24 protein-coding genes are annotated in these 25142 nt (G+C 69.9%); 10 read left to right on the top strand and 14 right to left on the bottom strand.

What is annotated here, in order from left to right:
* The 6 genes from GF068_RS17395 to GF068_RS17370 form a co-directional block, all read right to left on the bottom strand.
* Positions 1 to 337: hypothetical protein (locus GF068_RS17395; protein WP_153820480.1), on the bottom strand; the 337-nt coding region annotated here is incomplete at its 3' end.
* Between the two features lie 93 nt (positions 338 to 430).
* On the bottom strand, positions 431 to 1012 hold the full coding sequence (locus tag GF068_RS17390; RefSeq protein WP_153820479.1) for a hypothetical protein: 582 nt from the start codon (positions 1010 to 1012) through the stop codon (positions 431 to 433).
* Entirely contained in the window at positions 1005 to 1730 is a 726-nt protein-coding gene (locus tag GF068_RS17385; protein WP_153820478.1) for a hypothetical protein, read from the bottom strand. The genes GF068_RS17390 and GF068_RS17385 overlap by 8 nt, the downstream gene beginning before the upstream one ends.
* Positions 1731 to 1876: 146 nt before the next feature.
* Positions 1877 to 2386, bottom strand: coding sequence for a hypothetical protein (locus GF068_RS17380; protein WP_153820477.1), 510 nt, complete (start codon positions 2384 to 2386; stop codon positions 1877 to 1879).
* 83 nt (positions 2387 to 2469) lie between these two features.
* Positions 2470 to 3288 carry a hypothetical protein gene (locus GF068_RS17375; protein WP_153820476.1) on the bottom strand — a complete coding sequence of 273 codons (819 nt, stop codon included), beginning with the start codon at positions 3286 to 3288 and terminating at the stop codon, positions 2470 to 2472.
* 11 nt (positions 3289 to 3299) lie between these two features.
* The gene (locus GF068_RS17370) at positions 3300 to 3941 is read right to left on the bottom strand and encodes a hypothetical protein (RefSeq protein ID WP_153820475.1); all 642 of its coding nucleotides are present in this window, start codon (positions 3939 to 3941) and stop codon (positions 3300 to 3302) included.
* Positions 3942 to 4719: 778 nt separating this feature from the next.
* On the opposite strand from GF068_RS17370, the gene GF068_RS17365 reads away from it, so the two are divergent.
* Positions 4720 to 4983 (top strand): DUF6968 family protein, encoded by a 264-nt coding sequence (locus GF068_RS17365; protein ID WP_153820474.1) that lies wholly within the window; start codon positions 4720 to 4722, stop codon positions 4981 to 4983.
* Between the two features lie 13 nt (positions 4984 to 4996).
* Here the strand turns inward: GF068_RS17365 and GF068_RS17360 are convergent, their stop codons facing one another.
* A complete protein-coding gene (locus GF068_RS17360) occupies positions 4997 to 5491 on the bottom strand; it encodes a hypothetical protein (RefSeq protein WP_153820473.1) in 495 nt (164 codons plus the stop codon).
* 81 nt (positions 5492 to 5572) lie between these two features.
* On the opposite strand from GF068_RS17360, the gene GF068_RS17355 reads away from it, so the two are divergent.
* The 4 genes from GF068_RS17355 to GF068_RS17340 all read left to right on the top strand — a co-directional run bounded on the left by GF068_RS17355 (position 5573) and on the right by GF068_RS17340 (position 10127).
* Complete coding sequence (locus GF068_RS17355) at positions 5573 to 6226, top strand: hypothetical protein (protein ID WP_153820472.1); 654 nt, start codon at positions 5573 to 5575, stop codon at positions 6224 to 6226.
* A 24-nt stretch (positions 6227 to 6250) separates the two neighbouring features.
* A complete protein-coding gene (locus GF068_RS17350) occupies positions 6251 to 8050 on the top strand; it encodes an ATP-binding protein (protein ID WP_153820471.1) in 1800 nt (599 codons plus the stop codon).
* Positions 8047 to 8775 carry a response regulator transcription factor gene (locus tag GF068_RS17345; RefSeq protein WP_153820470.1) on the top strand — a complete coding sequence of 243 codons (729 nt, stop codon included), beginning with the start codon at positions 8047 to 8049 and terminating at the stop codon, positions 8773 to 8775. The genes GF068_RS17350 and GF068_RS17345 overlap by 4 nt, the downstream gene beginning before the upstream one ends.
* 113 nt (positions 8776 to 8888) lie before the next feature.
* Positions 8889 to 10127 (top strand): AgmX/PglI C-terminal domain-containing protein, encoded by a 1239-nt coding sequence (locus tag GF068_RS17340; protein ID WP_153820469.1) that lies wholly within the window; start codon positions 8889 to 8891, stop codon positions 10125 to 10127.
* Between the two features lie 6 nt (positions 10128 to 10133).
* Here the strand turns inward: GF068_RS17340 and GF068_RS17335 are convergent, their stop codons facing one another.
* Together GF068_RS17335 and GF068_RS17330 are read right to left on the bottom strand one after the other, a co-directional pair.
* Positions 10134 to 11990 (bottom strand): hypothetical protein, encoded by a 1857-nt coding sequence (locus tag GF068_RS17335; protein WP_153820468.1) that lies wholly within the window; start codon positions 11988 to 11990, stop codon positions 10134 to 10136.
* A gap of 85 nt (positions 11991 to 12075) precedes the next feature.
* Positions 12076 to 13593: an amidase gene (locus GF068_RS17330; protein ID WP_338046432.1), complete on the bottom strand. Its 1518-nt coding sequence runs from the start codon at positions 13591 to 13593 to the stop codon at positions 12076 to 12078.
* Between the two features lie 100 nt (positions 13594 to 13693).
* On the opposite strand from GF068_RS17330, the gene GF068_RS17325 reads away from it, so the two are divergent.
* Positions 13694 to 14140, top strand: coding sequence for a hypothetical protein (locus GF068_RS17325; protein WP_153820466.1), 447 nt, complete (start codon positions 13694 to 13696; stop codon positions 14138 to 14140).
* 3 nt (positions 14141 to 14143) lie between these two features.
* Here the strand turns inward: GF068_RS17325 and GF068_RS17320 are convergent, their stop codons facing one another.
* The gene (locus GF068_RS17320; RefSeq protein ID WP_153820465.1) at positions 14144 to 15004 is read right to left on the bottom strand and encodes a hypothetical protein; all 861 of its coding nucleotides are present in this window, start codon (positions 15002 to 15004) and stop codon (positions 14144 to 14146) included.
* A gap of 380 nt (positions 15005 to 15384) precedes the next feature.
* Here GF068_RS17320 and GF068_RS17315 point away from each other — a divergent pair, with 380 nt between their 5' ends.
* Together GF068_RS17315 and GF068_RS17310 are read left to right on the top strand one after the other, a co-directional pair.
* Entirely contained in the window at positions 15385 to 17265 is a 1881-nt protein-coding gene (locus tag GF068_RS17315) for a DNA methyltransferase (protein WP_153820464.1), read from the top strand.
* Positions 17266 to 17307: 42 nt separating this feature from the next.
* Positions 17308 to 19641 carry a sensor histidine kinase gene (locus GF068_RS17310; RefSeq protein WP_153820463.1) on the top strand — a complete coding sequence of 778 codons (2334 nt, stop codon included), beginning with the start codon at positions 17308 to 17310 and terminating at the stop codon, positions 19639 to 19641.
* A 27-nt stretch (positions 19642 to 19668) separates the two neighbouring features.
* On the opposite strand, the gene GF068_RS17305 is transcribed toward GF068_RS17310, so the two are convergent.
* Together GF068_RS17305 and adh are read right to left on the bottom strand one after the other, a co-directional pair.
* On the bottom strand, positions 19669 to 20061 hold the full coding sequence (locus tag GF068_RS17305) for a DUF779 domain-containing protein (protein WP_153820462.1): 393 nt from the start codon (positions 20059 to 20061) through the stop codon (positions 19669 to 19671).
* The gene (gene adh, locus GF068_RS17300; RefSeq protein WP_153820461.1) at positions 20061 to 21581 is read right to left on the bottom strand and encodes an aldehyde dehydrogenase; all 1521 of its coding nucleotides are present in this window, start codon (positions 21579 to 21581) and stop codon (positions 20061 to 20063) included. The genes GF068_RS17305 and adh overlap by 1 nt, the downstream gene beginning before the upstream one ends.
* 177 nt (positions 21582 to 21758) lie before the next feature.
* Between adh and GF068_RS17295 the strand changes: the two genes are divergently transcribed.
* Positions 21759 to 22889 carry a hypothetical protein gene (locus tag GF068_RS17295; RefSeq protein ID WP_153820460.1) on the top strand — a complete coding sequence of 377 codons (1131 nt, stop codon included), beginning with the start codon at positions 21759 to 21761 and terminating at the stop codon, positions 22887 to 22889.
* 133 nt (positions 22890 to 23022) lie between these two features.
* Positions 23023 to 23289, top strand: a complete 267-nt coding sequence (locus GF068_RS17290; RefSeq protein WP_153820459.1) for a hypothetical protein — start codon at positions 23023 to 23025, stop codon at positions 23287 to 23289.
* Between the two features lie 4 nt (positions 23290 to 23293).
* Here GF068_RS17290 and GF068_RS17285 read toward each other — a convergent pair whose 3' ends face one another.
* Both GF068_RS17285 and GF068_RS17280 read right to left on the bottom strand, forming a co-directional pair.
* Positions 23294 to 23632, bottom strand: a complete 339-nt coding sequence (locus GF068_RS17285) for a DUF3634 family protein (protein WP_170319530.1) — start codon at positions 23630 to 23632, stop codon at positions 23294 to 23296.
* Entirely contained in the window at positions 23584 to 25020 is a 1437-nt protein-coding gene (locus GF068_RS17280; RefSeq protein WP_153820457.1) for a serine/threonine-protein kinase, read from the bottom strand. The genes GF068_RS17285 and GF068_RS17280 overlap by 49 nt, the downstream gene beginning before the upstream one ends.
* Between the last annotated feature and the right edge of the window lie 122 nt (positions 25021 to 25142).

Here is a 25142-nt window from a genome sequence, read left to right as displayed (position 1 = left end):
GATTCCGAGCGCACGGCAGCATGTGCCCGGCCCGCGCCTCCGCGAGCCCCAGCTCCGCTTGCATCTCGACATAGGGCGCATCTCGCCAGGCGTCCCGATACTTCTCCAGGGCCTCGTCCATCTTGCCGGCCTTCTCGAGGGCCTGGGCCTCCTTGAGGATCTTGCGCGTCTCGACGTGCAGGGCACGCACCGCGCGTGCCGAGTCGTAGGAGGCGAAAGGGATCTTGGGAGGCTCGGTCGGAGCGGCGTCCACCTTGGCGTTGTCGTCGGCCCGAGCGACCGAGGACGAGACCGAACCTGCGAGGAGGACCGTGCTTGCGAGGAGGAGGTGCTTCATGCGTGCAACCCTACCCCCGCTCCCGCCGGGCGGTCAAGACGAACGTTTGCCCGCGTGCCCTGGGTAAAACCGGCGGTTCGTCCGGGACCAAGGCTAGGGCGCCTCGTCGAGCCGCCGCGTGCTCTTCCCCTGGATTGGTTCGCCCCTTCGTTGAGCCCGAAGAACATCACGGAGTTTCAGCAGAGATTCGAGCTCATATTCGTAGAACTCCGTGGAGTTCTGCGTCGCCCTCGCTTCCTCGAGCCCGCGCTCGAGATCGGCGACGAGTGGGTCGAGCACGGCGAGCCCCTCCTCGGGGTTCTCGTCGTACGCGCAGCAATCGGCGAAAAACCTGCTTGCATTGCACCTGTCACCGAGGTCCGTGAAGCCGAGGCGCAGTACCTCGCTCCAGGCCTCGCGACAAACCTCGAAGGGCGGATGCTTTTCACGCGCAATCGATAGGATGGTTTCAGCGATGCACCGCCTGGTCTGAAGAACAGCAAATTCATCGTCACCCGCGCGCGCCACGAACTCGGCCTCCAGCCGACGGTGGTCGTCGACGGCCTCGGCGAACGTGCGGTGCCGCTCCAGCGATTTGACCAGGAGCGTGACATTGGCTGTCGTGAGCTCTCCGCCGAACGGGTCGATTTCCTTCTCCGTGGTCATGTTCGTGTCGACGCTCCATTTTTCAATCATACTTACAGGATACGCGGCCGCGGCCGAATAGCGGGACCTCGTCAGGCCATCCGTCGTCCTTCGAGCACTTCTTCCAGCAGGCGTGGCATACCGACGCCTTGTGATGTTCCCCGCGCTTGTTCGCGGGATGCTTCTCCAGGCAAGCGCCCAGGTGGTCGCTGCATGTCTTCGGAACTTCATCCTCCTTCCGAACCGTCTCCGCGATCTCCCCGGTCATCTCCACCGCGGCGGCCAGCACGACGACGGTCGTGCCCACTTCGATGAAGAGGTCGGCGAGCACGACGACCACGGCCACCGCCACCGCTGGGTTGCCGACCAGCCGACGCTCGTCCGGCGCCTGCCCGTTCGCTGGCGCGGCCGATTCAGGCACGCGCAGCTCGCGCAGCCGGAGGAGCTCGTCCGTGACCGTCATGCCTCGCAGCGCGATCCGCAAACATATCGCGAGCTCCGGATGCGGCACGCCTCTGCCCTTCACATCCACCACGCGGCCCTCTTCGTCGATCTTCACCGTCGCGTCGAATGTGTAGTACCCGCGCTCGAGCTCGCCACCGAGCTCGTCGACACACGCCCGCAGGCGCTCCGCGGTGGCGGCGGGGACACGCGGGCGGTCGTCCGCGCGGTGGCGGATCCTGGCCGCGCAGCCGAGCGGTACCAGCGCCGCGGTCGCGCAGAGGAGGAGCCCCACGGAGAGGACGGTTCGGTTGCGCTGGAGCGGCACGACGAAGAGGCGACCAGATGTCTCGATTGGCGTCAACGCCAGGAGGTTTCGCCATGACAACGCGCCGCGGCCGGGCCGTGCCACCCCCTGCCGGGGTCCGGGGCGGCGCCCCAAAGAAGAGACCCGTGCTCCGCCCAGGACCAAGGCTAGGGCGCCCCGCCGGAGTCCTCCGGGGTCGGACCGGGCGCCTCGTCGAGCCGCCGCGTGCTCTTCCCCGGGATTGGTTCGCCCCTTTGCTGGGCCAGAAGCTCGTCACGGATTTTCACCAGAGATTCGAGGTGGTATTCGTAAAAATCCGTGTCGCTCTGCGTCGCCCTCGCTTCTTCGAGCCCTCGCTCGAGCTCGGCGACGAGCGGCTCGAGCACGGCGAGCCCCTCCTCGGGGTTCTCGTCGTACCGACAGCAATCCGCATAGAACCAGGTCATCACGTATTCTCGGTCCCTGCCCGAGAAGCCGAGGCGAACCAAATCGTTCCAGACCTGGCGGCAAACCTCGAAGGGAGGGCGCTTCGATTGCGCGACCGTGAGGATGATCTCGGCGATGCGTCGCCTCGTCTCGCGCACGTCCCATTCATCGTCGCCTGCGCGGGCCACGAACTCCGCTTCCAGCCGGCGGAAGTCGTCCACGGACTCGGCGAAGCTTCGTTCCTCATCCATAGACTTGACCAAGAGGCGGCCGGCGGCGTTGCAGAAAGCTAGCTCGTCCCCCTCCATCTCTCGGCGCGCTCCCAAGTTGTCCCTCATTTACAGCTCTCCCATTTGGACATCATGACTCTGTCGGGCCATTTACCGTTCCCCTTACACTGCTCATGACATGCCACGCATATTGAATGTTTCCACCTACCCCCGTCTCTGCTTTGTCGAGCCGAATCGAGGCAGTCGTTCAGAGGCTCTTGGCACGGGTCCTTCTTCTTCCGAACCGTCTCCGCGATCTCCCCGGTCATCTCCACCGCAGCGGCCAGCACGACGACGGTCGTGCCCACTTCGATGAAGAGGTCGGCGAGCACGACGACCACGGCCACCGCCACCGCTGGGTTGCCGACCAGCCGACGCTCGTCCGGCGCCTGCCCGTTCGCTGGCGCGGCCGATTCAGGCACGCGCAGCTCGCGCAGCCGGAGGAGCTCGTCCGTGACCGTCATGCCTCGCAGCGCGATCCGCAAACATATCGCGAGCTCCGGATGCGGCACGCCTCTGCCCTTCACATCCACCACGCGGCCCTCTTCGTCGATCTTCACCGTCGCGTCGAATGTGTAGTACCCGCGCTCGAGCTCGCCACCGAGCTCGTCGACACACGCCCGCAGGCGCTCCGCGGTGGCGGCGGGGACACGCGGGCGGTCGTCCGCGCGGTGGCGGATCCTGGCCGCGCAGCCGAGCGGTACCAGCGCCGCGGTCGCGCAGAGGAGGAGCCCCACGGAGAGGACGGTTCGGTTGCGCTGGAGCGGCACGACGAAGAGGCGACCAGATGTCTCGATTGGCGTCAACGCCAGGAGGTTTCGCCATGACAACGCGCCGCGGCCGGGCCGTGCCACCCCCTGCCGGGGTCCGGGGCGGCGCCCCAAAGAACCAAGCGCTAGCGCGCCCCGCCAAACATCTTTTGCACCGCGGGATCGGCGATCGCTCCGTTGACCCGGATCAACCCATCGGGGCCCGTCTCGATCTCGGGCATGGCGTGGGTTGAGCCTGGCGGGGCCGGCTTGAACGCGGAGGGGTCCGTTCGAGGGCCGGCGTCGGGGTCGTACCAGCCGATCTCTCCGCTCGGCAGCCTGCGGGCGACGATGAGGCCATCATCGATCTGCTGATCCGGCGGATAGAACCAGAGCGAGTGGTCCGAGCGCCGCACGAAGATGACCTCCTTGTGCGTCTTCAAGACCTCGACATTCCTGCGCATCCGCGCGGCATCCCTCGCGGCGTACTCTTCGGGCGTATCCTCGTCGGGCTCCTCCGCGGGTTCCGCTACGGGTTCCGCGGAGGGCTCGACCGGGGGAGCGCGAAACGTCGACGCCACACAACGGGCGAGCTCGGCCTGCGTCTTTTCGAGCTCGGCGCGGTCGGCGCCGCAACTCGGCTGCCTGCTGGGCGTGAAAGTGACGGTCGGCGCCCTGCCCGGGGTAGCCCCCGCGTCCCGGGACGGATCACGCGGCAACGCGCGCCCGAGGAGCACGCCGCCGCCGCAGGCGAGGAGCATCAGCGTGAAAGCTGCTTCGTTTTTCATGGCGCCCCAGCGGTCTCGCAATCATCCAAACAAGCGAACACGCGAAGTCATCCCGCCCCCCTCCTTCACGCCAAGCGTACTCCACAACCCATGGCAGATGGAAGACATCGGCGCGTGAGGTGGATGCGAGCCACGGTGCCCTTCGCGCGAGCCACGGTGCCCTTCGCGCGAGCCACGGTGCCCTTCGCGCGAGCCACGGTGCCCTTCGCGCGAGCCATCCCGCCCTCGGCGCGAGCGACTCCGCCCTTCGCGCGAGCCATCCCGCCCTTCGCGCGAGCCATCCCGCCCTCGGCGCGAGCGACTCCGCCCTTCGCGCGAGCCACCCCGCCCTCGGCGCGAGCCACCCCGCCCTCGGCGCGAGCCACCCCGCCCTCGGCGCGAGCCATCCCGCCCTTCGCGCGAGCGACTCCGCCCTTCGCGCGAGCGACTCCGCCCTTCGCGCGAGCCACCCCGCCCTTCGCGCAAATGCGCTCGACATCCCTCCCCCCGCCCGCGGTACAACCCCGCCCGATGCCCCTCCCGACCGACTTCGAAAAACGCCTCTGGGCCGGCCTTCGCGTGCGTGTCCGCGACGTTCATTCTCGCGTTCGCTGCAGCTCGCCGTCCGCGCGAAAAGCCGAGGCGCTTCGATGATCGAAAACCTCCACTCCTTGAAGATTGCAACGAGCCGTGGGACAATGGCTACAGGGGCTGCTTCGAGCGAGACGCAAGTACCGTATGCGGTGCGTGTTGTCGCGACCAGCGAGTCCTCTGTGATACCAAGCAGCCCCAGGAAGAAATGAGCGCGACGATGCATACCCAGGAGCTCCAATGGCTCCCCCCTGAAGGCGGCCCCGCCCGAACCATCACCGTCACCATCAGCCCCCCGGAGCCGCAGGGAGACATGTACGCCGCCGTGATCGACATCGCCGGCTTCGACGAGCCCTGCACCAAGCGAATCTACGGCGCGGACGCCGAGCAAGCCGCGGAGCTCGCGAACAAGACCGTCCCGGCCCTGCTCGACCTGCGCGCCCGCGGCGGCACCTTGACGCCCACGGATTGACGCTCCCGCCCCCTCACCCCTCCCGCCAAACCATCACCCCTCGGCCCGGCCCATCCGTCGGCGGCAACTTCAACGTCAGCGCCTCGATCGCCGGCAACGCGCCGCGCACCTTCGCGACGACCGGGAAGGGCGTGAACGGGCCGTTGAACGAGACGAGCAGCACGTACTTGCCCGCGAACGATTGCGCGAAGGCAAATGGCTCCTCGTCGGCGAGCGCCACCGTGAAGCTCGTCCCCGGCCTGTCTTTCCCCGGCGGGCGCGCCCGGAGCACGCGCTCGAGCAACCCGCCGAGCTGCTTCTGCTCCCGCGCGAGCGCCTCCGGACCCTGCGACGTGGCGAGGCTCTCCGGCGCGGCCGACTCCGGCAGCGGCCGCCTCGGCTGGCCATAACAGAGCACGCCCCCCGAGAGCGCGCAGACCACGGCGTGCGTGCCCCCCACCCCCTCCTGGAGCGCCATCAGGCGGCGTCGCAGCTTGAGCCAGGCAGGGATCTCGTCGGCCGAGGGCATGGGCGAGACCCTACCGAAGCGACGCACGCGGCACAAGCCCCGTGCAACTTCTCCACGATCCCGCGTAGGGTGTCCCCCACGATGGACGCCCAATCCCTGCTCGATCGACTCCGCGATGACGACAGCCTCGACGAGGAAGAGGTCGCGCAATCGGCCCTCGCCGAAAACCCCGACCTCCCCGCAGAGCTCCTCGCCTGGGCCGCGCGGGTGATGAACGAGGAGGAGACGGCCGCGGACGCCGACGCCTCCACCCTCCGCGCCGTGGCCATCGCCGTGGAAGACCCGGCGATCAAGGGACGACTGCGCCTCGCCCAGGCCGAGATCATGCTGATCCGCGGCGACTCGGATCAGGACGTGCTCGAGGCCGCGCTCGACGCCGTCGGGTGGAGTCCGGATCTCGCCGCTGCCTATGAATTGACCTTCGACAAGCTCCGCGGCTCGTCCGATCTCGATTGGACCGAGGCATTCTCGAAAATCGAGAGGCGCGGTCGCCTGCCCGAGGACGCCCTCGCCCTCTTGCGCCACGTGATCGAGCGCGCCGAGGCGGGCGTGCGTACCGGGGAAAAGCCGTACTTCATGCCGCTCTCGCCCACGGAGGGCGCCACGCTCGCGGACGTGGAGGCGCTCGTCGGCGCGGGCCTCTTCGCCGAGGCCATTGCCGCCCGCCGCGGCGCGATCGGGGAGGATTTTCCCTCGGCGCGGCGCTTGATCTTTCGCGCCGTGACACGGCCGTGACATTCCCGTGCGAAGCTCCCCCACGTGCTGACGGAACGCGCCTCTCGGCTGCGGGATCTCCTCCTCTTCGCGACGCTCGCGATCCTGCCTTCGATCGCGGTGTCCGTCCTCGGCCTGCGCGCGATGGAGGGCGAGGAGGCGGCGCAGCGGCGCGAGGCCCGGAGCGCCCTCGCCTTCAGCGCCGAGCGGCTCCGCGTCCACGTCGAGCGATCCCTCGCCGCGGCCGGTGAGGCCCTCGCCGCCGCGCGCCTTGGCGCCGAGCTGCGTGAGGCCGAAGAGGCCCTCGCAGGCCTCGCCCCGCCCTTCGCGGTCCCGCTCCTGCTCGATCGCGACCGCGCCCTCGTCCTGCCGGCCCCGCCTCCCCCGAACGCCGCGACGACGGCCCCGAGCGACCCTTGCGACGAGCTCGCCGTCACGTTCACGGGCACGAAAAACGCGGATACACGCGAGGCCACCCGCAAGGAGCTCCTCACGGCATGTCCCGAAGCGCGGGGCCCTGGCGGGCGCTTCCTCTATCCTGTCGTCGCGCTCGCCGGTCTTTCGGAGGCCGAGGCGCCGGGCCTCGTCGCCTGGATCGAGGCGCACGCGAGCTCGCTCTCGCCCGGGGAGCGGGAGGCGACACGCGAGGAGGTCTCGGCGGCGCCCGCGCTCGGCGAGAATTTTCGCGCCCGCGCCCTCCTCGCATTACGTGGTGCCCCGACCGCGCGGGGAAAGATCCTCGAAGCGTTGCGCAGCGAGCAGGCCGCGGCGGCGCTGCGCGGCGGGCCCGATCGCGCCGGGATGCTGCAATTCCGCGCGCCGGGCGCCATGTTCGTCCTTCGCGCGCTCGACGACGGGAGGCTCGCGGGCCTCTTCGTGCACGCCGACTCCCTCGCCGCTGCCTTCGACGCCGGTCTCCCGGGTGCGCGTGCAGGCGAGCGCGCCCATTTCGCCCCGACCCTCGCCGCCATGGGCGAGCTCTCGGGCACCGCCCTCCTCGCGCCTGGCCTCGCCCTGCACGTCGTGCCCGCCGATCCAGCCGCGATCGACCGGCGCGCCGCGCAGAGCCGCCGCGTGCTCGCCGCGATCGGCGCCGGCGCGGTCGTCGTCTCCCTCGGCCTGCTCGCCTTGTTATGGGCGCGGATGCGCGCGGCGCGGCGCACGAGCGAGCTCCGGGTCGATTTCGTCTCCGCCGTCTCGCACGAGCTCCGCACCCCGGTCTCTTCCGTACGAATGCTCGCCGAGCTCCTCGAAGGCGGGCGCGTCGAGCCCGAAGAGCAACACGAGGTCTTCGAGGCCCTCGCGCGTGAATCGAAGCGGCTCGGCGACACCGTCGAGCGAATGCTCTCGCTCGGCCGCATGGCCAAGGGCCGGCTCGCCGCCGTGCGCGCCGAGGCCGACCTCGCGCGTGTCGCCGAGGAGGCCGCCCGCGCCTTCGAGGAGCGATTCTCCGACTTGCCTCCGCTCGAGCGCGCCATCGACCGGGAGGCCCCTGCGCACGTCGACGCGGGCCTCGTCCGCCTCGCCCTCGACAACCTGCTCGACAATGCGCGCAAGTACGCGCCCGAGGGCACACCCTATCGCGTCTCCGTGCGGCGTGAAGGCGACGGCGTCACGATTCGTGTCGAGGACCGGGGGCCCGGGATCGGGCGGCGGGATCAGCGACGGATCTTCGAGCCCTTCGAGCGGCTCGACGACAAATTGAGCCGCGAGACCGAGGGCAGCGGCCTTGGCCTCTCGCTGGTCCGGCACGTGATGCGCGCCCACGGCGGGAGCGTACGCGTCGAGAGCGAGCCGGGCCGCGGGGCGGCATTCATTCTGTTTTTCCCAGGGAGGAAACAATGAGCACGAAGAGCCCCGCGGGGCGGCAGGAGACCATTCTGCTCGTCGAGGACGACCTCGGCCTGCGCCTCGCCATGACGAAGACCCTGCGCTCGGAGGGGTTTTTCGTGAAGGTCGCGGGCACCGGCAAGGACGGCCTCGCGGCTGCGCTCGCGGAGAAACCCGACCTCGTCCTGCTCGACGTGATGCTCCCCGGGATGAACGGATTCGAGGTCTGCCAGCGGCTCCGCGAGGCGGACCCGGAGCTCCCCATTCTGATGGTCACGGCCAAGGGCGAGGAGCCCGACAAGGTCCGCGGCCTGCGGCTCGGCGCCGACGATTACATTGTAAAACCCTTCGGCGTGGCCGAGCTCTGCGCGCGGATCGACGCGGCGCTCAGGCGACGGCGCCGCGCCGAGGCGGAGGCCGAGATCATCCAGATCGGCGAGGTCACGGCCGATTTCCGCGCCCATACGCTGAGCCGCGGCGGAGAGCCGCTGGAGACGACCGCGCTCGAGATGCGCCTGCTCCGTTACTTCCTGCGCCACGAGGGCACGCTCCTGCCTCGCCAGCGGATCCTCGACGCGGTCTGGGGCGCCGATTATTTCGGCACCGATCGCACCGTCGACAACTTCATCAACCGCCTCCGCGCGAAGATCGAGGACGACCCGAAGAACCCGCGCCACCTCGTCACGGTCCGCGGCGCGGGATACCGCTTCACCCGCGCGGCCAACGTGTCGGGGGACTGAAACCCGCCCCGGTGACCCAACGGTGACATGGCGGAGGAATTTCGTACAGGTTCGCGCCCTAGAGTGGTCTCCAGACGGCGCCGCGATGGCAGCCATCCACGGAGGATGTATTCATGATGAAGCAACTCGTTCTGGTGTCCCTGGCTTCGACGTTCGTGTTCGGCGGTTGCGCGGGGGAGGGCCCCGAGGAGAACGAGGCGCCGGCCATTCAGGCGGCGCCGGGCGGCGAGGCGTCGGTCGCGCTCCGCATCGAGCGGGCCCTGCGCGCGCTCGACCGCGGCGAGGATCCGGCGAAGGCGCTCGCCGAGATCGACCTCGTGCGAAAGGACCCTGCCGCGACCGCGATCGAGCAGGACGAGGCGATACTCGTGTGGAGCCGCGCCCTCGAGGCGAACGCCGACACGGAAGGCGCGATCACGGCGGTGGAGAACCTCATCACGAAACACGCGGCGGATCGGGAATGGGCGCTCTCGGCCGAGGCGGAGAAGCGGCTGCGCAAGCTGCTCACGGGCAGCGAGCAGGCCACGAAGCGCCGCCTCACCCCCGCCGCGCCGACGGTCTCGACGTTCGCGGGCGTGCTCGCGAAGTCGTTCGCGCCCGACGCGGGCGGGCGATATCGCGTGCGGATCCTCGCGTTCGGCGGGGATCAGACCCACGCGAGCGAGCGGATCGGCACGTTCAACGTGGCCGGGGCATTACGCGCCGAAAAGGAGAAGGATTGCCCGGCGTGCGAGGTGAACGTCGACAGCACCACGAACCGGGAATCGTCCTGGATCGGCATCCTCCGCGCGCGCGCCGAGATCGCGTCCTCGCTCGTCGTTTATTATTACGACCTCGAAGGGGGCGAGATCCCCGCGCGGTACGACGCGGAGCTTCCGCTGCCTTCGGCCGAGATCAAGGCGCGCCTCGAGAAGGGCAAGGGGCTCGTGGCCGCGAAGAAACGCGAGGGCGCGCCGCCCGTGATCCTCGTCGCGGCGCCGCGCTTCGCCCAGCTCGACAACGTCGAGACGACCCTCGCCGGGATGGGCGAGCTGCCGATCGAGGCCACGAGCGTCGAGGTGCCGGCGTCACTCGAGCAGGAGGAGATCCAGGCCGTCGTGCGCAGCCATTTCGGCGCGTTCCGCGCTTGTTACGAGGCGGTGCTCCAGGCGAACCCGGGGGCGTCGGGCCGGATCTTGCTCGATTTCAAGGTCGACACCGACGGGCACGTCGCGAACGTGAAGGCCACGGCGGAGGCGGCCTCGCTCCAGTCGATGGAGACGTGTATGCGCGAGGCCGCCCAGAGCTTCGTGTTCCCCGCGGCGACGAAGGAGACCTCGGTCGTGTATCCGATCCTCTACGCGCCGAACTGACGAGATTCAGGGCGAGATCGAAGCCACGAAGCCGTAGTCTGTCCACGGCGGCGGCGGCGGCAGCGCGCCTCCGCCAAAATCGATCGGGGTACGGTACTTGCCGAGCATCACGACGTTGCCGCTCGGGTGCATGGAGAGCCCGGCGATCGAGCCGACGCCAAACGCGCGGGTCGAGAGATGGTTGCCGTCACTGTCGAGCTTCACCAGGTAGGGGTGAAGGTCCGTCGTCGCCGGGACGACCTGCCCGCCGCCGAAATCCGGGGCATGACGCCAGGTGCCCCAGAAGAGCAGCCCCCCCTGCGGGTCGATCACCAGGTTGCCGCCTCCCTGCGAGCCGTCGGCCCCGTACACGCGGCTCCAGAGCGGATGGCCGTTCGGATCGAGCTTCATCAAGTACATGTCGGCGCCGCCGACGGAGGCGACCGGCCCGGCGCCCAGATCGATCGTGCCATTGAAGTAGCCGCTCCAGTAGTTATTGCCCGCCGCGTCGACCGCGACCGCGGCCCCGGAGTCGCTGGACGTGCCGCCGACGCGCCGGGACCAGAGCACGTTGCCGCTCGGATCGAGCTTCATGTAGACCAGATCGGTGTTGCCCAGGCTCACGTGCGTGACGCCGCCGACCGTGATGGAGCCGGTGAAACTGACGCCCGTGTAGATGTTGCCCGCGCCGTCGACGACAGCGGCATTGGAGGGGCCGGTGTTGCCGACCTCATTGCCGAAGGAGACACTCCAGAGCGGGTTGCCGTTCGAATCGAGCCGGAGGACGAAACGATCCTTGCCTCCGGCCGAGATCATGGGCCCGGCGCCGAAATCGACCACGCCCTCGAAGGCGCCCGAGACCAGGACATCGCCGCCCGGCATCGGGGATACCGTCACGGCCCCGTCGGCCCCCGCGCCGCCATGACAGTGGCCCCAGATCAGGTTGCCATCGGCGTCGAACTTGCCGACGAAGCTGTCGGAGCTCCCGGCGCTCGCCATGGGCCCCGCCCCGAGATCAAACCACCCGGAGCAGCTCCCGGCGCCGAGCACGTTGCCCGCGCTGTCCACGGAGAGGTCGGTCATCGAGACCGACCCGGTGGGAAAGTGGAAAACCTTGCTCCAGACATGGTGGCCGCCCGCGTCGTACTTGGCGAAATACTTGTCGCGCTCGCCGGCCACCGTCGCCGTCACCGGCCCCGCGCCGAGATCGATCGTCCCGTCGAAGGACCCCGTGACGTAGACGCCGCAATCCCCGTCGGTCACGACGTCACGGACGATCGTCGTGCCGTCGATGCCGATGCTCCGGTCCCAGTTGAACGTGCCGGGCGGGCCCGCCGGCTCGGCGCACGTCCGGCCCGCGGGCACGCATTCGCCCCAGGAGAAGCCGTCCGACGCGCAGGGCCGAACGCCGGGGACACAGACGACGCTCGGGCCGTCGCCCACGCAACACGCCTCCTCTTCCCAGGGCTGGCAGACGCAGCCCTCGTTGACCTCGCCGTCACAGTCGTCGTCGACGTCGTTCGCGCAGGACTCGACCTCGGGGCGGGTGTCGTCACATTCGTACCAGTAGGTCTCGTCGTAGCTGCATTCCTGGTGCCCGCCCGAGCAGATGCCGACCCCTTCGGTGCCCGGGGGGCCGTAATAACAGGGCTGCCACTCGTACCGCTCGCAGATCTTGCCATCGGTCGTCGTGAGCGTGGGCCCTTCCTCCGCGGGGAGCTGCCTGCCCACCCCGACCAGCGGCGCGGCGGCGCCCTCGACGGAGACGTCGGGTTCGGGCGCGACCGCCTGGCAACTCGCGAGCGGCACCAGGAGCGTGAGCGTCGCGAGGCCAAGACGGAGAGGACGCGCAGAATCGCCAAAGCGGGGCTCGAGCTTCGTCATGAGGGACTCCTTCGGAAGAGGGAAGGAGTCAGACTACGAGACGATCTCGGAGAATTGAAGGGTGGTTCGCAGGATTCTCCGCAGGTCACGAAAGCCCAGGCGACGCCGACGCGTGCACCGGCGCCCTTCGCGCCCGGAACGACCGCGCCTCCTCGATCTGCGCGCAGAGCCGGAAGAGGCGCGCGTCCTCGCCGAAACGCGCCGTGAGCATCGTCCCGATGGGCAACCCGTCCCGGTTCCAGTGAAGCGGCACGCTCGCCGAAGGCTGGCCCGTCACATTAAAGAGCGGCGTGTACGGCGAGAATGCATACGCGCGATCCACGGCCTTGTCGAGCAACCCGGGCAGGCGCAGCAGCTCGGGGCGATCGAGCCGCGCGACGAGCTCCTGCACGCCCTCCTCCAGCCCCTTCGCCACGAGCGTGCCGTGCGGGACCGGCGGGCGCCCGATCGTCGGCGTGAGCAGCACATCGTAGTCCTGGAAGAACCCCGCCACGGCGCGTTGCACCTCGAAGAGCTTGCGCCGGTAATACACGAACGTGCCGGCGTCCGTGCTCCGACCGACCAGGCCGAGCAGCCACGTCACGAGCTCGACGTCCTCGCGCCGCGCCGGCCGGCCGAGGAACGACTCCGCCGCGCGAAGCTCGGACGCCACGACCGCGCTGAAATGCAGGAAAAATCCCTTCGCGAAATCGCGGGCCTCGAACGCCGGCCGCGCCGGCTCCACGTGGTGGCCGAGGTCCTCGAGCAGCTTCGCCGCCTCCTCGACCGCGCGCCGGTTGTCCGGGTGCGCCTCGCCCCCGCTGAGGAACGGCTCGACGGTGAAGGCAATCTTGAGTTTCTCCGGCGGCGCGCCGAGCGCCTCCAGGAACCCTCCGTACGGCGCGGGCGCGTGGTACATCGCGGTGGACTCGGGCCCGGCGGTCGCGTCGAGCGCGGCCGCGCTGTCGCGCACGGTGCGCGTGAGGACGTGCTCCGCCGCGAACCCAAAAAACGTCTCGCTGACGTCCGGCCCGACGGGGTTTCGCGCGCGCGTGGGCTTGAAGCCGAAGAGGCCACAACACGAGGCCGGGATCCGGAGCGAGCCGCCGCCGTCGCCGCCGTGCGCCATCGGCACGATACCCGCCGCCACCGACGCCGCCGCGCCGCCGCTCGACCCGCCCGGCGAATACCCGAGGCGCCAGGGGTTGTGCGTGGGGCCATAAAGCTCGGGCTCGGTCGTCGGCAGGATGCCGAACTCGGGCGAGTTCGTCTTGCCGAAGACCACGAGCCCGGCGCGCAGGAACCGCTCGGTGAGCTCGGCGTGGCGTGAAGGCACGTTCCCGCGATAGAGGCGGCTCGCGGCCTGGAGCGGCACGCCGGCGTAGGCCGTGCCCATGTCCTTCATGAGGAACGGCACGCCGCGGAAGGGGCCCTCGGGCAGCTCGCCGCGCGCCCGCTCGCGCGCGAGGACGTTCATGCCGATCACGATCGCGTTGAGCCGGGGGTTCACGCGTTCGGCGCGCGTGATGGCCTCCTCGAGCAGCTCCGCGGGGCTCACCTCCCCCTTCTTCACGAGGGCGGCGAGGCCCAGGGCGTCGTGGTCGTCGTATTCTTTGAAGCTCACCCTCGTGTACCTACCAGAACCGGGTCGTGCCGAGAACGATGATCCCGCGGCGAGGTTGGAGTATGTAGGGGGCCATCTCCAGCACCCCACGAAACGAGGCATGATGAACCATCAGTTTCTCTTCGGTCTCCTCGCGCTCGGAGCCCTCGGCGCCGCCGGCTGTGGCGCGGATCATTCGGGCACGTACAAGGGCGAGGCCACGGAGTCCGGGACCGTGAAGATCGCCGTCGCGCAGACGGCGGACGTGGCGAAAAACGAGGCGCCGCCGCGCAAGGTGCCGGACGCGACCGTGTCGGTCTCGAAGGACGGCGACGCCTACGTCGTGAAGTTCGGGGCCTGCGAGATGAAGGGCAAGGCCTCCACGCCGAAGATCATCGTCGTTTCGAACACGTGTGACGTGAAGGTGGCCAACTGGGAGGGCAAGCTGCCCCTCTCGGCGACGCTGAACTTCGATGACGCGGGCGCCCTCTCGATGGACGTCACGGGCACCACGAAGAACGAAGCGACCGTCGTGTCGTACGACTGGACCTTCAAGGGCAAGAAGTAACGTTCACTCCGGACAACCGATCGGCTGCGCGGCGAGCACGACGTCGTCGATCCACACGGCGCGCGCCTCGTCCGGCAGATACGCCTCCCACCCCAGATACACCTCGGAGAACGAAGGCGCCGTCCACGGGGCCGCCGGCGCCTCCGGATTCGAGCAGCCGTCGCCGGTCCCCTGCACCGAGAGCCCGGGCACGACGAGCCCGTCGACCGTGAGCTGCATGGCGTCGTTCGGGCCGTCGAATTTCCATTCGAAGCAAGCCCAGCGCCCCACGGGCACGAGCGACGTCTGCGCGTGCGCCCAGCACGAGGTCCACGGCGCGGCGGGCGGGTCGTCGTAATACTCGGGCGTGTCGTAGAACGCCGCGAGGTTATCGCCGAGGAACGTGCCCGTGGCCTCGTCGTAGACAGGCTGATCGAAGCCGTACCGATAGATCGAGGAATAGGTCTGTCCGGGCACGCGCCCCTTGCCCGAGACGAGGGCGATGCTCCCGGAGAAGGTCGGCACGGATTCGATGAAGAGCATCGCCCGGCCGTAGAGGACGTTGCCCTCGGGTGGGAGCACGGAGGCGTCGTCGAAGGCGAGCGCCACGGCCCGGAAGGCGTCTTCCATCGTGCTCGGCGCCGTCGTGACCTTGACCGCGCGCGAGCCGCTGTGGGCCTTCTCCGAGGCGACGACGACGGAGCCGCCGACCTCGACGATGCGCCACTTGCCGCCGGGCGCGTCACCCGCGGCGAAGGATTCGAAGTCGTCGCAGAGGATCGCCCCGTCGCAGAGCGCGGGGAACTCTCGCTCGGAGGGGGTGCAGGCGGCGGCGCCCAAGGCGATCGCGAGGAGGATGGCAGTGGAGCCTCCGTGGGTGTGCATGCCGCCTTTTATCACGACGCCCCCCGGGGCGGCAGAGGCGAGCGGCGGCGCCAAGCTGCCCGCCCACGCGCCCGCGCAGGGCGCAAGGTGGCGCCGGTCGCCAGTTGCCGCCGATGCGCAGGGCGCAACCCGCCGCCGGTCGTCCGGTGGCGCCATGTTCCCGGGCGCAAAGCGCCGCCGCTCGCCAGGCGGCGCCTCGTTCCCGGGCGCAACCCGCCGCCGGTCCTCAGGCGGCGCCGTGTTCCCGGGCGCGACGTGCCGCCGCTCGCCAGGTGACGCCTCGTTCCCGAGCGCGACGTGCCGCCGGTCGTCCGGCGGCGCTCCGTACCCGAGCACGCCGCGCCACCTGGGCACCGGCGCCACGTGGCGCCGCTTGACGGGTGGCGGCCGGCCGGGCGAACCTCCAGCCGGCCGTGACCGTGACGCCCGAGCGCGTGGAGGAGACGATGAGCGCGGCCGAGCGCCGCAGGCTCGGCGTCCATTACACGAATGAGGCGTTTGTCCTCCGCACGATCCGCCCGCTCTTCGTCGATGAGCTCGAGGCCACGCTCGCGCAGGCCGACTCGGTCGACGCCTTGCGCGCCTTCGTCGAGCGGCTGGCGGGCCTGCGCCTGCTCGATCCCTCGTGTGGCGCGGGCCATTTCCTCGTCGTGGCCTACCGCGAGCTCCGCCGGCTCGAGGGCGAGGCCCTGCGCCGGGCGTCTGATCGGGGCGCGGCGCTCGCGCGGCGGGTGCGGCTCGATCAGGTCTGCGGGATCGAGATCGACCCGCGGGCGGCGGAGGCGGCGCGTCTCGCGCTCGAAGCGGAGGCCGGGGCCGAGGGCGGGGCGCCGCGGATCGTCGTCGGGAATGCATTGCGGATCGACTGGAACGAGGTGCTGCCCGCGGCGCGCGCTTCGTTCGTGCTGGGAAACCCGCCGTTCGTGGGCACGGCCTGGATGAGCCCGGAGCAGCAGGAGGACCGGCGGCTCGCCTTCGAGGGGCTCGACACGCGCGGGCTGCACGCCGGGCGGCTCGATTATGCGGCGGCCTTCTTCGCCCGCGCGGTCGCATACGGGGAGGACCACCCCGTTCGATTCGCGTTCGTGGCCACGAATTCGCTCACGCAAGGCGAGCAGGCGCGTTGCCTCGGCCCGCTCCTCGGGCGGTATGGCTACCGGATCGATTTCGCGCACCGCTCGTTCCCCTGGGCGAGTGATTCCAAAGGGAAAGCGAAGGTCCACGTGGTCGTGATCGGGTTCTCCCGGCGGAAGGCCGGACCGCTCCGGCTCTTCGATTCCCCCGATCCGCGGGGCGCGCCGGTGGAGCGGCCGGCGACGAACATCAACGTCTACCTCGCCGACGGGCCGGACGTCATTCCCCGGAAACGAAACACCCCGCTCGGCTCCGGTTATCCCCCGGGCACCAAGGGCAACCAGCCGACCGACGGCGGTCACCTCGTGGTCGAGCCCGAGGATCACGCGGCCGTGATGGCGGATCCGATCGCCCGGCGGTACGTGCGCCGGTATCTGCAGGCGTCCGAGCTGCTCTGGGACGAGCCGCGGTTTTGCTTGTGGCTCGAGGGCGCGAGCCCCGAGGAGAGGGCGAGCTCTCCGCTCTTGCAAAGACGAATCGAGGCCGTCCGGCGCGCGCGCCTCGCCTCGCGGACGCCTTCGGTGCGGGCCCTCGCGGACACGCCGTGGTTGTTCACGCAGCTCCGGCAGCCCCGCGTCCGTTACCTCGCGCTGCCGGAGGTCTCGTCCGAGAACCGCCGCGTGATCCCGGCGGCGTTCCTCGAGCCCGAGGTGATCGCCGGCAACAAGCTGATCACGTTCCCGGGCGCCGACGCGTGGCTCTTCGGGATCTTGCAATCGAGCATGTGGATGGCCTGGGTGCGCGCGGTCGCCGGGCGCATGAAGAGCGACATCAGCCTCGCGCCGCACCTGACCTATTGCACGTTCCCCTTCCCCGAGCCGGACGCCGAGGGGCGGCGCCGCGTCGAGGCAAAGGCGCGCGGCGTCCTCGACACACGACGCGGCTTCCCCGGAAAGAGCCTCGGCGAGCTCTACGATCCGCGGGGCATGCCCGAGGCGCTCGCGCGCGCCCACGACGAGCTCGACAGGGAGGTGGAGGCGCTCTTCGACGCGGGAAAACCTTTCGAGACGGACGCGGACAGGCTGGCCGTCCTCTTCACGAGATATGCCGCGCGCGCCGGGGAGGCGGCCTTCACCGCAGGATGCCCGAAGCGTGGTGGACGCGTCACGGCGCGGACCGTACCGTAACGGTTGGGCCGACGGAGTCCTCGCCCGTCGGCCCGGGGGACCATGGGCACGCCATTTCAAGCGCACGGCGAGCGGGCCGAGACAGTCCAGCCGGGCTTGTGCGCGAGCTTCAAACGGTTCTCGCGTATCGCCGCGGCCATCGTTTTGCTGATCGGCGTCGCGGCGCTGACGGGGTGGCTCGCCGGGATCCCCTTTCTGACGCAGCTCCTCCCGGGTACGCCGGCCATGGCGCCGAGCACGGCGGGTATGTTCATCCTCGGCGGGGCGGCGCTCGTGCTCGCCTCGCGCGAGCCGAGGACGAAGGCATGGTGGGCCGCGAAGGGCGCCGCCGGGCTCGTCCTCCTGCTCGCGCTCGCCGCGGTCGCCGCGGAGTTCTTCGCCGGGGTCGCGGGGGTCGATCAGCTCCTCCGGAAGGTCATGCCCGCTCGGAGCGCGCTCACCTCGGCGATCGCCTTCGTGTTCGGGAGCGTGGCCCTCTTGTTCCTGGACGTGGGCCCGCGCGCGCGGCTCACGATCTCCGAGCTCTTCGCGCTCGCGGCGGGCACGCTGTCCATCGGCGGGGTGATGGCGCATGTTTATGGAAGCCCGTACCTGGTGAGCTGGTCGGAGCGGCCCGAGCTCATCGAGATGGCGGTGCCCTCGGCGATCGGGCTGCTCCTGTTCTCCGCGGGGATCCTGGGCGCGCGGCCGGCATACGGCGTCATGTCGATCCTGACGGGCGTACACGTCGGGAGCGTGATGTCGCGGCGGCTGATGCTCACGGCAGGGCTCGCCATCCCGCTGATCGGCCTCATCGCCGTGATAGGGCAGGTCGAGGGGCTCTACGCGGCCCCCGGGGCTTCCATCCTCGCCGTCGTCGCGAGCCTGATCGTCGTCATGGCCGCGATCTTCGTCGTCGGCCGCGCGCTCAATGAAGCGGACGCGCGAAGGTGGGAGGCGGAGCAGGAGCTCGCCGTCTGGAAGCATTTCTTCGAGCACGCGTCCGCCGGCTTCGTGGCCGACATGCCGGACGGCACGCTCTCGCCGATCATGAACGAGGCCTTCGCGCGCATGCACGGCTGCACCATCGAGGAGCTCGCCGGGAGGCCCGTCGCCGCGGTCTTCGCGCCGAGCCGACGCGAAGGCCTCGCCGAGGAGCTCGAGCGAATCCACACGTACGGCGCGTACCGGTGGGAGTCGGAGCACGTGCGCAAGGACGGGACGGTGTTCCCTGTCGTCATCGACGCGACGGCCGTGAAGGACAGCGCGGGCAACGTCCTTTACCGCGCCGCCTACGTGCAAGACATCACCGAGGAGCACGAAACGCGGCGGGCGCAGGCGCGCCTCGCGACCATCGTCGAATCGGCCGGAGAGGCCATGATCGTCGAGGCGCTCGACGGCGCCGTCCTCACGTGGAACCCGGCCGCCGAGCGGATCTTCGGCTACAGCGCCGCGGAGATGATCGGCCAGTCGATCCTGCGCGTGGTGCCGCCGGAAGAGCGCGCACCACGTGAGGCGCTGCTCGAGAAGCTGCTCCGAGGCGAGGAGGTGCACGGCGTCGAGGTGGTGCGCTTGCGCAAGGACGGGGCGCGTATCCCCGTCTCGTTGTCCCTCACCCGCCTCCGGGACGGGAGCGGCGGCGACGGGAACATCTGCGCGATCGAGCGCGACATCAGCGCGCAGAAGGCCGCCGAGGAGGAGCTCTCGCGGCTGCGCGAGGAGTGGGCCGCCGTCATCTCCCACGACCTGCGGCAGCCGGTGAGCGCGATCCGCCTGAGCGTGGCGACGCTGTCGCGCGCCGAGCCGTGCGACCAGGCGCGGGTGGCCATCGAGCGTATTCGTATCGCCTCGGATCGGCTGGTCCGCATGATCGACGATCTGCTGGACGTCTCGCGTATCGCGGCCAATCAGCTCACGATCCGGCCCGCGGTGGTGTGCCTGCCCGAGATCGTGGAGCAGGTCCTCGAGACGTTGCCCGAGGTCGCTCCGCGCTGCCGGGTCGACATTCCCCGGGACGCCCCGAAGGCCTGGGCCGACCCCGATCGGGTCGTGCAGGTGCTCTGCAATCTCCTGTCGAACGCCGGGAAATACAGCACGCCGGGCACGGAGATCCTGCTCGTCGTGGAGCGCGCGGGGGACGCGGTGCGGGTGACGGTGACGAATGTCGGGCCCGGCATCCCGAAGGAGGAGCAGCAGGAGCTCTTCCACCGGTTCTCCCGTACACGGGGCGCGAGGGCCGGCAAGATCGCCGGCCTCGGCCTCGGGCTCTACATCTCGAAGGGGCTCGTCGAGGCGCAAGGTGGCCAGATCGCCGTGGAGAGCACGCCGGGGCGGACCACGAGCTTCTCGTTCACGTTGCCGCTGGCGGTGTCAGCGCGATGCGCGGCGGGTATGTAGCGGGCGGGCGGGCGCGCGGGCGATTGATTATTGCGGGCCGCGCTTGACGCCGGCGGCGTCGAGCGCGCAGAGCTCGTCACCCCCGAAGACATTGGAGCGCGTGAGGAAACGTTTGCCCTCGGGGGACTCGATCGAGAAGCCAGCCCCGCGGCCGGGGACGGCGTCGATGACGAGCTGGGTGTGTTTCCACAGCTCGAATTGCGCGCCGCCGATGTACACGGGGCAATCCTCGATCTCGCCGAGCAGGACGTCCCGCTCGCCGATCTTGAACTCGCCGCGCGGGTAACACATCGGGGCGCTGCCGTCGCAGCAGCCCCCCGATTGATGGAACATGAGCGGGCCGTGGCGCTCCTTCAGCCTGCGGATGAGGTCCTTGGCCGCCTCCGTGGCCACGACGCGCGGGGGGGCCGAGGCTCCCATCAGAAGAACCCCAGCGCCCTCGGGCTGTAGCTGACGAGCAGGTTCTTCGTTTGCTGGTAATGCGAGAGCATCATCTTGTGGGTCTCGCGCCCGATGCCCGACTGCTTGTACCCGCCGAACGCGGCGTGCGCCGGGTAGAGGTGGTAGCAGTTCGTCCACACGCGGCCCGCCTGGATGGCGCGGCCCATGCGGTAGGCCGTGTTGATGTCGCGCGTCCACACGCCGGCGCCGAGGCCGTAGAGCGTGTCGTTCGCGATCGAGAGCGCCTCGGCCTCGTCCTTGAAGGACGTGACGCTCACGACCGGCCCGAAGATCTCCTCCTGGAAGACACGCATCCGGTTCGAGCCCTCGAAGATCGTGGGCGCGACGTAATACCCATTGTCGAGGTCACCGCCGAGCCGCACGCGCTCGCCGCCGATCAGGCACTTCGCGCCCTCTTTCTTGCCGATGTCGATGTAGGAGAGGATCTTCTCGAGCTGATCGGTCGAGGCCTGCGCGCCGATCATCGTCGTCGGATCGAGCGGGTTACCCTGCTTGATCTTCTTCGTCCGCTCGACGGCCCGCTCGAGGAACTGGCCGTAAATCTTCTCGCTCACGAGCGCGCGCGAGGGGCAGGTGCAGACCTCGCCCTGGTTCAGGGCGAACATGGCGAAGCCCTCGAGCGTCTTGTCCGCGAAATCGTCGTCCGCCGCGAAGACGTCCTCGAAGAAGATGTTCGGCGATTTGCCGCCGAGCTCGAGCGTGACGGGGATGAGGTTCTCCGACGCGTATTGCATGATGAGCCGGCCCGTCGTGGTCTCGCCGGTGAAGGCGATCTTGGCGATACGCGGGCTCGACGCGAGCGGCTTGCCGGCCTCGAAGCCGAAGCCGTTCACGATGTTCAAGACGCCCGGCGGCAAGAGGTCGCCGACGAGCTCGGCCCAGAGCAGGATGGTGGCCGGCGTCTGCTCGGCGGGCTTCAAGACCACGCAGTTGCCGGCGGCGAGCGCGGGCGCGAGCTTCCACGCGGCCATGAGCAGCGGGAAGTTCCAGGGGATGATCTGGCCGACGACGCCGAGCGGCTCGGGGAAATGGTAGGCGACGGTGGTGTCGTCGATCTGGCCGATCGTGCCCTCGGAGCCACGAATGCAGCCGGCGAAATAACGGAAATGGTCGATCGCGAGCGGCAGGTCGGCGGCGAGCGTCTCGCGCACGGGCTTGCCGTTGTCCCACGTCTCGGCGACCGCGAGCTTCTCGAGGTTCTGCTCCATGCGGTCGGCGATCTTGTTCAAGATGTTCGCGCGATCGGCCGGCGAGGTCTTCCCCCAGGCGGCGCGGGCGGCGTGCGCGGCGTCGAGCGCCTTGTCGATGTCCTCCGCCGAGGAGCGCGGGATCTCGCAGAACGGCCGGCCGTTCACGGGGGAGATGTCCTCGAAATACTCCCCTTTCACCGGGGCGACCCACTCGCCGCCGATGTAATTGCCATAGCGGGACTTGAACGAGACCTTGGAGCCCTCTTGGTTGGGCGGCACGTAGACCATGACGATTCCCTCCGCGCGTGACTCGCGCCCCTCGACGTGCCCCCCTCGGGCCGCCTCGGAGGCGAGGAAGGAGCAAACTCCCCGGGGTGGTCTGTGTCAAGGGGTTCGGGGCGTAGCTCGGCTCGTCCGAGCGCAGCCCCGAGCGTCAAAGGAGGCGTCTGTGGTAGAGTCGCCGGGATGTCGGACCTCATGTCGGAGAACCACGTCGGGCCCGTGATCTCGTCGCTGCTCGTGGACGGCGTGGGCACGCTCGGCTTCCTCGCGCTCCTCGGCGTGGCCCTCTACGCGCGCGCCCGGAAGCGGGCCGAGGCGCGGTCCGCCGAGGCCTCGTTCGACGGAGCGAAGCCGCTCGTGCCCGGCGCGGCGGTCCTCTTCGGCGAGGTCGAGCGGGCCGAGGGGGCCGAGACGGCGGTGCGCGTCGAGGTGGATCAGGCGGGCGAGGATCACGAGACCTCCGGCTCGTGGTCGCACAAGTGGACCGAAAAGGGGCGGCGTGTCCTCGTCGAGCCTTTTTATTTGCGCCTCGGCTCGGGAGACCGTGTCCGGGTCGAGCCGAGGGACGACGTCTTCCTCGTGGACGAGATGGACGGCGTCATCCGCGTCGATCTCAAGACCCGCGTCCGTTACGCCGAGCTCACGCCCGGCGAGCGGGTCTACGCCTCGGGGACGCTCTCGCGCGCGCAGGATCCGGAGTCGCCGCCGGCGGCGGGGTATCGATCGGGGCGCGAGGGCTTCGTGCTGCGGCCTCCGCGCGGCGGGCGAATGCTTCTCTCGTCGCAGCCGCTCGGCGAACGATTCCTCGAGCGCGCGCGCTTCCACGGCCGGTGGGCGAAGTGGATCCTGCTCTGCGCGTTCGTGTTCCACGCCCTCGTCCTCGGCTTTCACCTGCGGCGCTGGGCCGGCACGGACACGACGGCGCCCATCGTGAGGCTCCACCATTACACCACGAGGTCCGAAGACAGCGTCGTCGACCATTACATGGTGTGGATGTCGCCGCGGGAGGGGGTGCTGGTCCGGGACCACGTGGACGAGGGGGACTTCGCCTGGATGCAAGAGGGCCAGCCGGTGCGCTTACGGCTCATGGAGGCGCCGTTCGAGAAGCGCACGACGATCGGGCCGCACCTCACGGTCCACGTCTTCGCCTGGAGCGTCGTGCCGCTGCTCGTCGGCGCGTGGCTCGTCTACAGGCTCCGGGAGCGCGCGACGCGCCCCTGGTACGAGCGGCCGGTCGTGGACTCGGGCGGCGGGAAGCTCGAGGCGACCTACGAGGCCGAGAAGGCGCGGAGCCAGGACCGCAAGAGCGCGTGAGGCGGTTATTGAAGCACTTCCATGGGTCGGGGTGCGGCTTCGGGCTGGATTTCGTGACGCGAACGGTTTAGGGTCGGCTCCGCCGTCGTGGGGAGTAGGCTCCGCGCGGCGCACAACCAGAGGGGTTTACGACATGGCAAAGCACAGTTTCTCGGTCAATTTCCCCGGCGCCGCGCAGGAGATCATCGCGAAGGCGAAGGGCGCGATCGAGAAGGCCGGCGGCAAGTTCGGCGGCGACGAGAAGAAGGGTGACTTCTCGGTCCCGACGCCGGCCGGCACGGTGAAGGGCATCTACACGATCACGGGCCAGGCGTTCGCCGTGGACATCACGGACAAGCCCTTCGTGGTGCCCGGCAGCGCGATCGAGTCGCAGGTGCGCAAGTTCCTCGAGAAGGCGTGAGCGCCTAACGAGCCCCCCGCCGCACGCGCCGCGCCGTGCGCAGCCGCGCGACGGGGAACCGCCCGACGACGTTGCGCAACCTCTGCGCCGTCGTCTCGTCGATGCCCTTCTCGGCACGCACCACGACACGTCCCCCCTGAAGCCGAAGCACGATCGTCCCCGTCGCACGGGAACGACCAAGGACATCCTCGATGTCCGCGGTGAGCTCCGCCGGCGCCCGCCCCGAGAGACGCGCGATACGCCCCCCTGCCGCCTCGACGACGAGCAGCCGTCGTGTTCGCTCCACCGAGACGATCACGACCACGACGAAGGCGACGAGCCCCAGGGCGACGAGCCAAGCCACGCCGCAGCATAGCAACGTTCCGCTCCGAGGGCCTCTCCCCGCCGCTGCTTGCCCCGCACGAGGGCAAACCCCCCGAGCAGCCCCACCAGCACCGCCACCACGAGGGCCACCCAGATCCACGTCCGCGACGCGCGCGCCTCCTGGGCCGCGGCGAGCGCCTCGTTTGGTTCGGGCGCCTTCGCGGGGTCGTCCTTCACGTTCGGGATCGTGGCCTCGTCCGGCTCCGGTCCCGCCGAGTCCTTCGCCTTCGCCGCCGCCGCCGAGGCGTTGAGCTCGGCCGTCGCCTTGGCGATCTCCGCCGAGAGCTCGGATCGATCGCCAAAATCCGCCGAGTCGAAGATCGACGCCAGGCGCTCGCCACGCGACGGGGGAGAGAGGGTGATCTGCGGCATGCGCGAGAGGACCGCCGTCGGCTCGTCATCCCCGCCGCGTTGCGTGGTCGGCTCGTCCTCCACGGAGGGCGCGCGGGCCGCCTCGTGGGGCGCCGTCGAGGCGAGGCCACCCGTGAGCTCGTGGTAGACCTCGCGCACCGCCGCCTGCATCTCGCGCGCGGTCTGGAAGCGATCCTGCCGCTCGAAGGCGAGCGCCCGGGCGAGGAGCGCTACGAGGGCGCGGGGCGCGCCGGGCGAGATGGTGTCGAGCGAGGGCGCGGGCGTCGTCACCGCGGCGACGAGCGACTCCTGGGGCGTGACGTTGCCGTGGACGAGCTGCCCCGTGAGCAGGGTGAACAGGGTCGCGCCGACCGAATAGAGGTCGGAGCGCTCGTCGACGAGCTGCCACTGCCCGCGGGCCTGCTCGGGCGGCATGAAGGCGGGCGTGCCGATCACGATGCCGTTCACCGTGAGCGCCTTGCCCCGGGGCGCCTCGCGCAGCTTCGCCACGCCGAAATCGAGCAGCTTGATCTGGCCCGTGCGGAGCAAGAAGACGTTCTCGGGCTTGAGGTCGCGGTGCACGACGCCCTTCTCGTGGGCCGCGGCGAGCACGTCGAGGATCGGGTCGGCCATGGAGAGGACGTCGTCGAAGTCGAGGCTGCCGCCGCCCCGGAGGCGGCGGGCCTCGAGCGTCTCGCCATCGAGCAGCTCCATGACGAGGAAGACGCAGCCGTCCTCGTCGACGTCGTCGTCGAGGATGGAGACCATGCCCGGGTGGCTCACGGCGTTGACGGCGTAGGCCTCGCGCAAGAAGCGGCTGCGGGCGTCGGCGATCGCGTTGAGCTCGGGGTGGATGATCTTGATGGCGACGCGCTTGCCGTTCCGGTGGGTCGCGGCGTAGACCGCGCCGAAGCCGCCCGTGCCGAGCACGCTGTCGAGGCGCCACTTGTCGCGGAGCACGCGCCCGACGCGCTGTCGCGCGATCTGGGTCGCGAGGCTCGGAGGGGCGCTGTCCATGCGGGCGCGGAGGGTACCAGAAGTCCTCGGGGGGAGGAAACCACGAGGGGGCCGGGGCGCGGGACGTGAGCCGGGACGCGTGTCCCCGTCGGAAGGTCCCGAGCGCGCGCCGACTCCGCCGC

Source organism: Polyangium spumosum, from assembly GCF_009649845.1.
Taxonomy (GTDB): Bacteria; Myxococcota_A; Polyangia; order Polyangiales; family Polyangiaceae; genus Polyangium; species Polyangium spumosum.
The sequence above is the reverse complement of the archived record's forward strand: the minus strand, read 5'-3'. Positions and strand labels throughout refer to the sequence as shown.

Excerpts from the sequence above, each read along its gene's own strand:
- GF068_RS17390 (WP_153820479.1), bottom strand. The coding sequence starts at position 1,012 with ATGATTGAAAAATGGAGCGTCGACACGAACATGACCACGGAGAAGGAA.
- GF068_RS17380 (WP_153820477.1), bottom strand. The coding sequence starts at position 2,386 with ATGGATGAGGAACGAAGCTTCGCCGAGTCCGTGGACGACTTCCGCCGG.
- GF068_RS17370 (WP_153820475.1), bottom strand. The coding sequence starts at position 3,941 with ATGAAAAACGAAGCAGCTTTCACGCTGATGCTCCTCGCCTGCGGCGGC.
- GF068_RS17365 (WP_153820474.1), top strand. The coding sequence starts at position 4,720 with ATGAGCGCGACGATGCATACCCAGGAGCTCCAATGGCTCCCCCCTGAA.
- GF068_RS17360 (WP_153820473.1), bottom strand. The coding sequence starts at position 5,491 with ATGCCCTCGGCCGACGAGATCCCTGCCTGGCTCAAGCTGCGACGCCGC.
- GF068_RS17355 (WP_153820472.1), top strand. The coding sequence starts at position 5,573 with ATGGACGCCCAATCCCTGCTCGATCGACTCCGCGATGACGACAGCCTC.
- GF068_RS17345 (WP_153820470.1), top strand. The coding sequence starts at position 8,047 with ATGAGCACGAAGAGCCCCGCGGGGCGGCAGGAGACCATTCTGCTCGTC.
- GF068_RS17340 (WP_153820469.1), top strand. The coding sequence starts at position 8,889 with ATGATGAAGCAACTCGTTCTGGTGTCCCTGGCTTCGACGTTCGTGTTC.
- GF068_RS17335 (WP_153820468.1), bottom strand. The coding sequence starts at position 11,990 with ATGACGAAGCTCGAGCCCCGCTTTGGCGATTCTGCGCGTCCTCTCCGT.
- GF068_RS17325 (WP_153820466.1), top strand. The coding sequence starts at position 13,694 with ATGATGAACCATCAGTTTCTCTTCGGTCTCCTCGCGCTCGGAGCCCTC.
- GF068_RS17320 (WP_153820465.1), bottom strand. The coding sequence starts at position 15,004 with ATGCACACCCACGGAGGCTCCACTGCCATCCTCCTCGCGATCGCCTTG.
- GF068_RS17310 (WP_153820463.1), top strand. The coding sequence starts at position 17,308 with ATGGGCACGCCATTTCAAGCGCACGGCGAGCGGGCCGAGACAGTCCAG.
- GF068_RS17305 (WP_153820462.1), bottom strand. The coding sequence starts at position 20,061 with ATGGGAGCCTCGGCCCCCCCGCGCGTCGTGGCCACGGAGGCGGCCAAG.
- adh (WP_153820461.1), bottom strand. The coding sequence starts at position 21,581 with ATGGTCTACGTGCCGCCCAACCAAGAGGGCTCCAAGGTCTCGTTCAAG.
- GF068_RS17295 (WP_153820460.1), top strand. The coding sequence starts at position 21,759 with ATGTCGGACCTCATGTCGGAGAACCACGTCGGGCCCGTGATCTCGTCG.
- GF068_RS17290 (WP_153820459.1), top strand. The coding sequence starts at position 23,023 with ATGGCAAAGCACAGTTTCTCGGTCAATTTCCCCGGCGCCGCGCAGGAG.
- GF068_RS17280 (WP_153820457.1), bottom strand. The coding sequence starts at position 25,020 with ATGGACAGCGCCCCTCCGAGCCTCGCGACCCAGATCGCGCGACAGCGC.